Source organism: Burkholderia guangdongensis (genome assembly GCF_013403875.1).
Taxonomy (GTDB): domain Bacteria; phylum Pseudomonadota; class Gammaproteobacteria; order Burkholderiales; family Burkholderiaceae; genus Burkholderia; species Burkholderia guangdongensis.
The window spans coordinates 98,688-108,455 of sequence record NZ_JACBNX010000028.1 but is presented as its reverse complement, the minus strand read 5'-3'; the positions used below and the strand labels follow the sequence as shown (position 1 = coordinate 108,455).

Below are 9,768 nucleotides of genomic sequence, written 5' to 3'. Positions count from 1 at the left end.
CCGGTCGGCAAGCACATCCTGCACGCGGCGGCGGACAACCTGATCCCGTCGACGGTCGAGCTCGGCGGCAAGAGCCCGAACATCTTCTTCGCCGATGTGCTCGACCAGGACGACGCGTTCCTCGACAAAGCGCTCGAAGGTCTCGCGATGTTCGCGTTGAACCAGGGCGAGGTGTGCACGTGCCCATCGCGCGTGCTGATCCAGGAATCGATCTACGAGCGCTTCATCGAGAAGGCGGTCGCGCGCGTCGAGCGTATCAAGGCCGGCCATCCGCTCGACCTGCAGACGATGATCGGCGCGCAGGCGTCGCAGCAGCAGCTCGACAAGATCCTGTCGTACATCGACATCGGCCGCGGCGAGGGCGCGCAGTGCCTGACGGGCGGCGAACGCATGGCGCCCGCCGAGGAGCTGGGCACCGGCTTTTACGTGAAGCCGACGATGCTGCTCGGCAACAACAAGATGCGTGTGTTCCAGGAGGAAATCTTCGGGCCGGTCGCGTCGGTGATGACGTTCAAGGACGAGCAGGACGCGATCGAACTCGCGAACGATACGTTCTACGGGCTCGGCGCGGGTGTCTGGACCCGCAACGGCACGCGCGCATACCGGATGGGCCGCGAGATCGAGGCGGGGCGCGTGTGGACGAACTGCTATCACCTGTATCCGGCGCATGCGACGTTCGGTGGCTACAAGCAGTCGGGCATCGGCCGCGAGACGCACAAGGTCGCGCTGTCGAATTATCAGCAGACGAAGTGCCTGCTCGTCAGCTATCAGGCGGAGGCGCTCGGGTTCTTCTGAGCGTGCAATTTCCGACGATAAGAGGAGGCAACTGGTGCCCGCGATGCGGGCGGGCACCCAGTCGATGCCGGCGATTGGGTGCGCGTTTCGCGTGGTCAGGTTGGGCCGGCTGCCGTCACCCGGGTCCTACTTTTCCCGCTTGTCATGCATCACCATGATCGTTTGCTGCATCAGCGCACAAAGCGTTTCACGACCATTCTTGACCGCGAATACCTCTGCCTGAGTGACGATCAGCGTACGGCCCGGACGGACGACCTTGCCACGGGCGATCAGCATTTCGCCAGCGGCCGGGGCGACCAGATTCATCATGTACTCGACGGTCAATACGGAGGAGTCGGCCGGCGCCGTGGTCATCGCTGCGTAGCCGCCTGCAGAATCTGCGATCATGCCCACCACGCCGCCATGTACAAAACCGTGCTGTTGTTCGACGCCACTCCAGACAGGCAGGTGAATTTCGGTGTGGCCGTGCCCGATCACGGGTAAGGTTGCCTGGATCAGCGCCATCGCATTCTGGCGCGTGAAACTGGCGCGGACGTGCTCGGCGAAGAGTGGGGAGGAAGGATGTGTCATGGGCGCGATTGTGTGGGTAGATGCCACGCCGCAAACAATGCAGCTGGCGTAAACGACCGAACCAGGGGCGTGCCCGTTTGACCGGGCCGCATCTTCAACGCATTGTCGGAGGTTACTGTGGTGCCATCGCCGGAATTGCTCTATACGCAGCAGGTTCGCTCCTACCTCAAGGCGCTGGAGCGCGGTGACGTCGCCGCGATCTGCGCCCTGTTTACACCGGATGCCCGGATTTTCTCGCCGTTTCTCGGCTGGATGCAAGCTGCGCCGTTCTTTGCCAAAGTCAACGAAGCGTCGGGGGAGAGCACGATCACACCTATCGATATCTGCGTGAGCACGACGGGCAGCCGCCGAGCGACGGGTTACTTCATCTACGATTGGGTGTTGAAGGACGGTTCCGCCGTGCGCTTCGAGTGCGTCGATGTGTTCGAGTTCGACGCCAACGGGCTGATCGAGCGCATGAAAATTGTGTACGACACTTATCCCATCCGCAGTACCGTCGGCGACAAATACGCGTAGCGTTCGAAACAGCGAATCCGAATAGAATGACAAACAACCGCGCGGGCCTGCGCGTATGCCCATGGGCAATCCATGATACCGAAACTCGTTCACCAGACGTTCAGAGATCGCAATCTCCCGGAAGAGATTCAACTCAACATTCGGAATCTCACGGCAAACAACCCCGGCTGGCGACATTTTTTTTACGATGATTTCGATATGTTCCTGTTTATACGAAATCATTACGGCCATAGAGTGCTGAAGGCATTCAACTCGATCAATCCACTCTACGGCGCATCGCGGTCCGATTTCTTCCGGTATCTGCTGATATACAAGGTCGGCGGCGTGTATCTCGATATAAAAAGTTCGGCGGCCCGCCCGCTGGATTCCGTCACGGCAGGCCATCAATATCTCCTTTCATACTGGGACAACGGTTCGACCGGCACGCACAGCGGCTGGGGGCTGCACGTCCCAGGCTCGCCTCGCGGAGAGTTCCAGCAGTGGCACATTGCATCGATCCCGGAGCACCCGTTCCTCAAACGCGTGATCGAGCGCGTGCTGCACAACATCGAAAATTACAGTCCGCAACGTTTCGGGGTCGGCAGAATGGGCATACTCAACACGACGGGACCCATCGCGTACACGGAATCGATCATGCCCATGCTGCGGCAACATGATCACCATTTCGCGGATACCAACCATGAATTGGGCCTCGTCTACAGCATCTATAGCGATCACTGGAAGTCGCAACTGTATGATTTCCGGCACCCGCACTATTCATGTCTTTCCGACCCGGTCGTTCTCTGAGCGGTCGACCCCTCCTTTGCGTTTCGCCTTCCTGATGCGTCAGGTCGCGTGCAGCCCGTCGGCGCTGTAGCGCATCGCCGGCTTCGCTTTCTCGAGCGTGCGCGACTGGCCATCAAGCCGGAGATTCGGTAACATCCCGTTTTTTACATTTTCCTTACTTGACGTTGCGCATACCGAACCGACATCGCACTCTGACTGCCTGGATGGGCATGTTCGCGATCTGGTTCGCGATCGTGGCGCCGTTGGCATCGCAGTGGCGGGCCGCGCAGGCTGCCGTGCCGGACGCGATCGTCTGCAGTGCAGAGCATCGTGCGTATCAGGCATCCGATGCGGACGGCGCGCATCGTCACGCGCTACATCTCGATGCGTGCGGCTATTGCAGCTTTTTCGCGCATTGCCCGGTGCTCGGCGGCGCGTCCGCCGCGCCGGCGCCGCCCGTTCTCCCTGGCGCTTCGTCCGTCGCCGCGCCGGTCGCGGCCGTGGCGAGCGTCTACCGCTATCCGCGCGCCTATCCGCGCGCGCCGCCCGGGAACGCCTGACGCGTTCTCTTTCTTTTTTGTTTCCGCCGTTATCCGGGCGATCCATCGATCGCGTGGAGGGCGTTACCTGGGCGTTCGATCATGATTACCAACAAGTTGCGTGCGCAACCCGCGCCACGCGATGCCGGTTTGCGGCGTATGCCGCTGATGTTGAAACTCGCCGCGTCGGCGCTGGCCACCAGTGCAATGACGGCGGCTAGTGCCGAGACCGACACCGAGACCGGGGTCGCGGTCGCGGTCGCGCGCGCGGCCGGGGCGGGGCCGGCCGTGCCGGCCGATGCTTCCGTGGTGCTGCCGCCGGTCGAGGTGGTGGCGTCGCCGCTGGCGATGCCGCTCGTCGTCGTCACCGATCCGAAGGCGCCGCGCCAGCCGCTGCCCGCCAGCGACGGCGCGGATTACCTGAAGACCATTCCCGGTTTCGCGTCGATCCGCAGCGGCGGGACGAACGGCGATCCGGTGCTGCGCGGCATGTTCGGCTCGCGGCTGAACATTCTCGCGAACGGGGCGCCGACGCTCGGCGCATGCCCGAGCCGGATGGATTCGCCGACGTCGTACATCGCGCCGGAGAGCTACGACAAGGTCACCGTGGTGAAAGGGCCGCAGACGGTGCTGTACGGCCCCGGCGCGTCGGCGGGCACGGTGCTGTTCGAGCGCGTCACGCCGCGCTTCGGGAAACCCGGCGTGCGCTTCGACGGCAGTACCGTCGGCGGCTCGTTCGGCCGTAACGACCAGAACGTCGACATGACGGCCGGCACGCCGGACGTCTACGGGCGCGTGATCGCCAATCACGCGCATGCGCAGGACTACCGGGACGGCAACGGCCGCACGGTGCCGTCGCAGTGGGATAAATGGAACGCCGACGCCGCGTTCGGCTGGACTCCGGACGACCGCACGCGCGTCGAGCTGACGGCGGGCGGGGGCGACGGCTATGCGCGCTACGCGGGCCGTGGAATGGACGGCGTGCACTTTCGCCGCGAGACGTTCGGCCTGTCGTTCGACAAGCGGGACATCGGCGACGTGCTCGAGCGCGTCGAGGCGCGCGTGTACTACAACGAAGCCGATCACCTGATGGACAACCACACGCTGCGGCGGCCCGATCCGGCGAGCAGCATGCCGATGCGGATGGCGTCGGAAGTGCGGCGGCGCACGTTTGGCGCGCGTGCCGCCGCGACGTTCCGTTTCGGCGATGATTTCAAGCTCGTCGCGGGCGTCGACGCGCAATCGAACCGGCTTGATTCGCGCGCGGCGATGGGGCGGCGGAACTACGCGGATCAGCCGTGGAATGCGCAGGCGACGATGTGGAACGGCGGCGCGTTCGGCGAACTGACGTGGCATGCGAGCGATGCGTCGCGCGTGATCGGCGGCGCGCGTGCCGACTACGCGAGCGCCCGGGACAAGCGGGCAATGACGGGGGGTATGGCGGGCGGTATGGGGGGCGGCATGTCCAGCCGGCCGAACCCGACGTTCGACGACGATCGCGCGCGGGTATTGCCGAGCGGCTTCGTCCGCTACGAACGCGATCTCGCGGCGCTGCCGGTCACGTGGTATGCGGGGATCGGCCATGCCGCGCGTTTCCCCGACTACTGGGAGCTGTTTTCCGCGAAGCGCGGGCCGGACGGGGCGATCAACGCATTCTCGGCCGTTCGGCCCGAGCAGACCACGCAACTCGACGTCGGCGCGCGGTACGGCGGCGACAGGCTCGACGCGTGGGTGTCGGCCTACGCGGGCTATGTGCGGGACTTCATCCTGTTCGACTATGCGCGCGGCAGGATGGGCCCGAGCACGCAGGCGACCAACGTCGACGCGCGGATCATGGGCGGCGAGGCGGGCGTCGCGTGGCGGCCGGTCGGGCCGTTGCGCGTGGAAGCGTCGCTCGCGTATGCGTGGGGGCGCAATGCGTCGACCGGGGCTCCGCTGCCGCAGATGCCGCCGCTCGACGCGCGCTTCGGGCTCGAATACACGCGCGGCGCGTGGTCGGCCGGCGGGCTGTGGCGGGTCGTTGCGCCCCAGCATCGCTATGCGCGCAACCAGGGCAACGTCGTCGGCAAGGACTTCGGTCCGAGCGCGGGCTTCGGCTTGCTGTCGCTGCATGCGCAGTACAACGTCCGCAAGACCGTGCAGATTTCCGTCGGCATCGACAACGTGCTGAACAAGGCCTACGCGGAACACTTGAACCTCGCGGGTAACGCGGGCTTCGGCTATGCGGCGCATGTGCCGGTGACCGAGCCGGGCCGCACCGCGTGGGTGCGGGTCAGCACGAAGCTGTAGCGGCGCATCTGCGCATCGGCGCATCAGCTCAAGCGCGCGCGCGTGCGATCGTTGCCCGCACGTGAAGGTCGCACGCCGCGCATGCGAGCGGTCGGACATCGTCCTGACGGACGACGCGCAACCATTTTCCGCTCCCTAAAGTGGCTCCACTGTTCCGTGAACGAGGAGCCCGCGCATGAGCCACAGTGCCGTCGAAATCGCGAATCTGCTGTACCGCTACGCGGAGCGCCTGGACGGCGGCGACCTGGAAGGCGTCGCCGAGCTGTTCGCGCATGCGCGCATCAAGCTGCGCGACGGCGACGCGTCGGCCGGCGCGTTGTTCAGCGCGGCGGATCTGCTGCGCGTGCTGCGCGAGCGCGTGAAGCGCTATCCGTGCGGCACGCCGCGCACGAAGCATGTCGTCACGAACCCGATCATCGAAATCGACGAAGCCGCGAATCGCGCGACCGCGCGCTCGTACTACACGGTGCTGCAGGCCACCGACGCGCTCGCGCTGCAACCGATCGCCGCCGGGCGCTATCACGACGCGTTCGAGCGCGTCGACGGCGTATGGCGGTTTTCGTTCCGCGACTACACGATGCTCGATGCGGTGGGCGACCTGAGCAACCATCTGAACGCGGCAGTGGGGGGCAATGCATGACGCGCGCGATTTTCGGCCCGATCGATCAGATCGGCTATCTGGTCGACGACCTCGACCAAAGCATCCGCCGCTGGATCGACCGTCTCGGCGTCGGCCCGTGGACCGTGTTCCGGAACGTGCGAATGGCCGGCCGCTATCGCGGCGAGGCGGTCACGGTGACGATGGACGTCGGGCTCGCGTATCAGGGTGACGTGCAGATCGAACTGATCCAGGCGACCAACGACGCGCGCTCGCCGTATCGCGACGCGCAGGGCCGGCCGATTCTCGGGATGCATCACGTCGCGTGGGTCGTCGACGACGTCGACGACGCGATCGCGCGGCTGACCGCGAACGGACTGCGGGCCGTGTTCGACGCGCGCAATGACGCGACGCGCGTCGCGTATTTCGACGACGAACGCGAGCCCGGCGTGCTCTTCGAGGTGATCCAGGGCGCGGGGATGCGCGACATGATCGACCACGGAATCGCCGCCGCCCGCGCGTGGGACGGCACGCATCCGGTCACGACGATCGACGCCGGCGCCTGAGTGTACGAACAAGCACGAACGACAAGCACGAACGACAAGCACGAACAACCACGAACGCGCGCGCATGAACAGGCACGAACGCGCGCTCATCCCTTTCTTCCGATCAGGAGCACACACACGATGAGACGTCTCGAAGGCAAGGTGGCATTGATTACCGGCGGCGCACGCGGGCAGGGCGAAGCGGAAGCGCGCAGGTTCGTCGAGGAGGGCGCGCGGGTCGTCATCGCCGACGTGCTCGATGCGGACGGCGAGCGCGTCGCGGCCGAGCTCGGCGACGCGGCGGCGTTCCAGCATCTGGACGTGACGCAGCCCGACGCGTGGAGCGCGGCCGTGCGTGCCGCGCAGACGCGCTTCGGCAAGCTCGACGTGCTCGTCAACAACGCGGGCATCCTGAAGCTCGCGCCGCTCGAATCGTGCTCGCTCGACGACTATCGCAAGGTGATCGACGTGAATCAGGTCGGCTGCTGGCTCGGCATGAAGTCCGTGCTGCCCGCGATGAAGGACGCGGGCGGCGGCGCGATCGTGAACGTGTCGTCGACCGCGGGGATGGAAGGCGTCGCGACCGGCACCGCGTACGTGTCGAGCAAGTTCGCGGTGCGCGGGATGACGAAGGCCGCCGCGCTCGAGCTCGGGCGCTACGGGATTCGCGTCAATTCGGTCCATCCGGGCGGCATCGATACCGTGATGGCGCGCCCGCCGGAGTTCGCGGACTTCGAACCGTCCGCCGTCTATCGCGGCCTGCCGATCGCACGCATCGGCCGCCCGGACGAAGTCGCGAATCTGGTGCTGTTTCTCGCGTCGGACGAATCGAGCTACTGCACCGGCTCGGAATTCATCGTCGACGGCGGGATGCTCGCGGGGTCGACGTTCGGCTGAGTGCATTCGATTTCGACCCGCCGCATGGCCGGCGACGGTGAGCCGTCGCCGGCCTTTCTTTGCGCATTTCTTTCCTTGCGCGCGCAATGCGGTCGCGTGATCGTGTCATCGCGCCGGCGAGCCGGCGGAGTCGAGATCGGCGTCGCCGAGCGGAATGAACGCCATCACCTCCAGGTCGTGGCCCGACAGCGCCGGCAGCCGGAACGGGCTCGACAGCACGTTCAGCCGCCGCACGCCGATGTCGCGCAGGATCTGCGAGCCGATGCCGGTCACGCGGCCGTCGCGGCGCGCGGCGGCGCCATGTGCGCCATGCGCGCCGCTCGCCTGCGGCCTTGCCGCGTCGCTGCGCATCTCGCAGTCGAGCAGCACCGCGACGCCGCAGCCGGCCGCGTCGATTTTCTGCAGCGCCGCGTGCAGCGGCCACGAATGCGCGGATGGCTCCGCGTCGAGCAGATCGAGGATCGAATAGCACTCGTGTACGCGGGTGAGCACCGGTGTCGCCGGATCCGGCTCGCCGCGCACGAGCGCGAGATGCGGCGCGCGATGCACGGTGTCGCGGTATTCGATCGCGCGGAACGGCCCCCACGGCGTGTGCAGCGGCCGCTCGCCGACGCGCTCGATCAGCGATTCGTGCTCGCGCCGGTAGTGGATCAGGTCGGCGATCGTGCCGATCTTGAGCCCGTGCCGCTCGGCGAACGCGCGCAGCTCGGGCAGCCGCGCCATCGTGCCGTCGTCGTTCATCACCTCGCAGATCACCGACGCGGGCGTGAGGCCCGCCAGCGCGGCCAGGTCGCACCCCGCCTCGGTGTGGCCGGCGCGCACGAGCACGCCGCCGGGCCGCGCGGCGATCGGGAACACGTGACCGGGCTGAACGAGATCGTCGGCCCGCGCGCCGTCGCGCACCGCGGTGCGGATCGTGTGTGCGCGGTCGGCGGCGGAGATCCCCGTCGTCACGCCTTCGGCCGCCTCGATGCTGATCGTGAACGCGGTGCCGAACGGCGTGCCGTTGTGGTCGGCCATCGGCGGCAGCTTCAGCTGCGCGCAGCGCTCGGCTGTCAACGTCAGGCAGATCAGCCCGCGCCCGAAGCGCGCCATGAAATTGATCGCGTCGGGGCTCACGTGATCGGCGGCGATCACGAGGTCGCCCTCGTTCTCGCGGTCTTCCTCGTCGACGAGCACGATCATCCGGCCCGCGCGCAGCTCGGCGACGATTTCGGCGGTGGTGGCGAGCGTCATTGCGTATCCCGGCCGGCGTGTGCGTCGTCGAACGCGCGGCGCAGCGCATTCGCGCCGAACGTCAGCACGCGGTCGGCCGCGTCGAGCGCGCCGAGCATGCTCGCGAACCCGTGAATCTGCCCGGGCCAGCGCACCAGTGTCGTCGGCGTGCCGGCCTGCGCGAGCCGCGCCGCATACGCTTCGCCCTCGTCGCGCAGCGGATCGAATTCGGCGGTGATGATCGTCGCGCCCGGCAGGCCGGACAGATCCGCCGCGCAGGCGGCCAGCGGGCTCGCGAGCGGCGACGCGCGGTCGGCGCCGTCGTCGAAATACTGGTTCTTGAACCAGCGCATCGTGTCCGCCGTCAGGAAGTAGCCGTTGCCGCACGATTCGTAGGACGAACGTTCGTTCTCGCAATCAAGGACCGGATACAGCAGCAGCTGATGCGCGAGCCGGATGCCCGAGCCGCGCAACTGCTGCGCGGCGACGGCCGACAGATTGCCGCCCGCGCTGTCGCCGGCGACAGCGAGCGTGGCGTCGCGTGCGCCGAGATCGCGCGCGCTCGCGGCGGCCCAGCGCAGCGCGTCGATTGCGTCGTGCGCGGCCGCCGGAAAGCGTGCCTCCGGCGCGAGCCGGTAATCGACCGACAAAACCAGCGTGCGCGCGCGATGCGCGAGCGTGCGGCACACGTTCGCGTGCGAATCGAGCCCGCATGCGACGAACCCGCCGCCGTGGAAGAACACGGTCAGCGGCAGCGGCCCGTCCGCATGCGGACGGTACAGCCGCGCGGGCAGCGTGCCGCCGGACGCGGGAATGCGCCAGTCCTCCTCCGCGGCGACCGCGTCGCCGGGCGCGAATGCGCCGCCCGCCGCGACGATCGCGCGGTATTCAGGAACGGTCAGTTGATCGAAATTGATCGCGGGTGCTTGAGCGAACGCGGCGAGCAGCGCCTGCGTCTGAGGGTCGAGCGGCATCGGAACTCCAGTTCATCGGATGAATGCGGGGATCAGGTATACCCGCATCGCGGTTCCCCTGATAT

General features: G+C 66.8%; 11 protein-coding genes. 8 read left to right on the top strand and 3 right to left on the bottom strand.

The window, feature by feature from the left end:
* Positions 1-795 (top strand): aldehyde dehydrogenase family protein (locus HZI36_RS23830; protein ID WP_179405134.1); only part of this gene is annotated, 795 nt, incomplete at its 5' end.
* A 126-nt stretch (positions 796-921) separates the two neighbouring features.
* Here HZI36_RS23830 and HZI36_RS23825 read toward each other — a convergent pair.
* The gene (locus tag HZI36_RS23825) at positions 922-1,365 is read right to left on the bottom strand and encodes a PaaI family thioesterase (protein ID WP_179405133.1); all 444 of its coding nucleotides are present in this window, start codon (positions 1,363-1,365) and stop codon (positions 922-924) included.
* A 117-nt stretch (positions 1,366-1,482) separates the two neighbouring features.
* Between HZI36_RS23825 and HZI36_RS23820 the strand changes: the two genes are divergently transcribed.
* The 7 genes from HZI36_RS23820 to HZI36_RS23790 all read left to right on the top strand — a co-directional run bounded on the left by HZI36_RS23820 (position 1,483) and on the right by HZI36_RS23790 (position 7,514).
* Positions 1,483-1,881 carry a nuclear transport factor 2 family protein gene (locus HZI36_RS23820; RefSeq protein ID WP_179405132.1) on the top strand — a complete coding sequence of 133 codons (399 nt, stop codon included), beginning with the start codon at positions 1,483-1,485 and terminating at the stop codon, positions 1,879-1,881.
* A gap of 72 nt (positions 1,882-1,953) precedes the next feature.
* Positions 1,954-2,667, top strand: a complete 714-nt coding sequence (locus tag HZI36_RS23815; protein WP_179405131.1) for a glycosyltransferase family 32 protein — start codon at positions 1,954-1,956, stop codon at positions 2,665-2,667.
* A 209-nt stretch (positions 2,668-2,876) separates the two neighbouring features.
* Positions 2,877-3,206 (top strand): DUF2946 domain-containing protein, encoded by a 330-nt coding sequence (locus tag HZI36_RS23810; RefSeq protein WP_218884259.1) that lies wholly within the window; start codon positions 2,877-2,879, stop codon positions 3,204-3,206.
* Positions 3,207-3,287: 81 nt separating this feature from the next.
* A complete protein-coding gene (locus tag HZI36_RS23805; RefSeq protein ID WP_425485291.1) occupies positions 3,288-5,474 on the top strand; it encodes a TonB-dependent copper receptor in 2,187 nt (728 codons plus the stop codon).
* Positions 5,475-5,649: 175 nt separating this feature from the next.
* Positions 5,650-6,114, top strand: coding sequence for a nuclear transport factor 2 family protein (locus HZI36_RS23800; protein WP_179405129.1), 465 nt, complete (start codon positions 5,650-5,652; stop codon positions 6,112-6,114).
* Entirely contained in the window at positions 6,111-6,638 is a 528-nt protein-coding gene (locus HZI36_RS23795; protein WP_179405128.1) for a VOC family protein, read from the top strand. Before HZI36_RS23800 ends, HZI36_RS23795 begins: the two co-directional genes overlap by 4 nt.
* 120 nt (positions 6,639-6,758) lie before the next feature.
* A complete protein-coding gene (locus HZI36_RS23790; protein ID WP_179405127.1) occupies positions 6,759-7,514 on the top strand; it encodes a glucose 1-dehydrogenase in 756 nt (251 codons plus the stop codon).
* 105 nt (positions 7,515-7,619) lie between these two features.
* On the opposite strand, the gene ribBA is transcribed toward HZI36_RS23790, so the two are convergent.
* Entirely contained in the window at positions 7,620-8,750 is a 1,131-nt protein-coding gene (ribBA, locus tag HZI36_RS23785; RefSeq protein WP_179405126.1) for a bifunctional 3,4-dihydroxy-2-butanone-4-phosphate synthase/GTP cyclohydrolase II, read from the bottom strand.
* Positions 8,747-9,703 carry an alpha/beta hydrolase gene (locus tag HZI36_RS23780; RefSeq protein WP_179405125.1) on the bottom strand — a complete coding sequence of 319 codons (957 nt, stop codon included), beginning with the start codon at positions 9,701-9,703 and terminating at the stop codon, positions 8,747-8,749. The genes ribBA and HZI36_RS23780 overlap by 4 nt, the downstream gene beginning before the upstream one ends.
* Positions 9,704-9,768 lie beyond the last annotated feature (65 nt).

Excerpts from the sequence above, each read along its gene's own strand:
- HZI36_RS23810 (WP_218884259.1), top strand. The coding sequence starts at position 2,877 with ATGTTCGCGATCTGGTTCGCGATCGTGGCGCCGTTGGCATCGCAGTGG.
- HZI36_RS23795 (WP_179405128.1), top strand. The coding sequence starts at position 6,111 with ATGACGCGCGCGATTTTCGGCCCGATCGATCAGATCGGCTATCTGGTC.
- ribBA (WP_179405126.1), bottom strand. The coding sequence starts at position 8,750 with ATGACGCTCGCCACCACCGCCGAAATCGTCGCCGAGCTGCGCGCGGGC.
- HZI36_RS23780 (WP_179405125.1), bottom strand. The coding sequence starts at position 9,703 with ATGCCGCTCGACCCTCAGACGCAGGCGCTGCTCGCCGCGTTCGCTCAA.
- HZI36_RS23800 (WP_179405129.1), top strand. The coding sequence starts at position 5,650 with ATGAGCCACAGTGCCGTCGAAATCGCGAATCTGCTGTACCGCTACGCG.
- HZI36_RS23805 (WP_425485291.1), top strand. The coding sequence starts at position 3,288 with ATGATTACCAACAAGTTGCGTGCGCAACCCGCGCCACGCGATGCCGGT.
- HZI36_RS23815 (WP_179405131.1), top strand. The coding sequence starts at position 1,954 with ATGATACCGAAACTCGTTCACCAGACGTTCAGAGATCGCAATCTCCCG.
- HZI36_RS23790 (WP_179405127.1), top strand. The coding sequence starts at position 6,759 with ATGAGACGTCTCGAAGGCAAGGTGGCATTGATTACCGGCGGCGCACGC.
- HZI36_RS23825 (WP_179405133.1), bottom strand. The coding sequence starts at position 1,365 with ATGACACATCCTTCCTCCCCACTCTTCGCCGAGCACGTCCGCGCCAGT.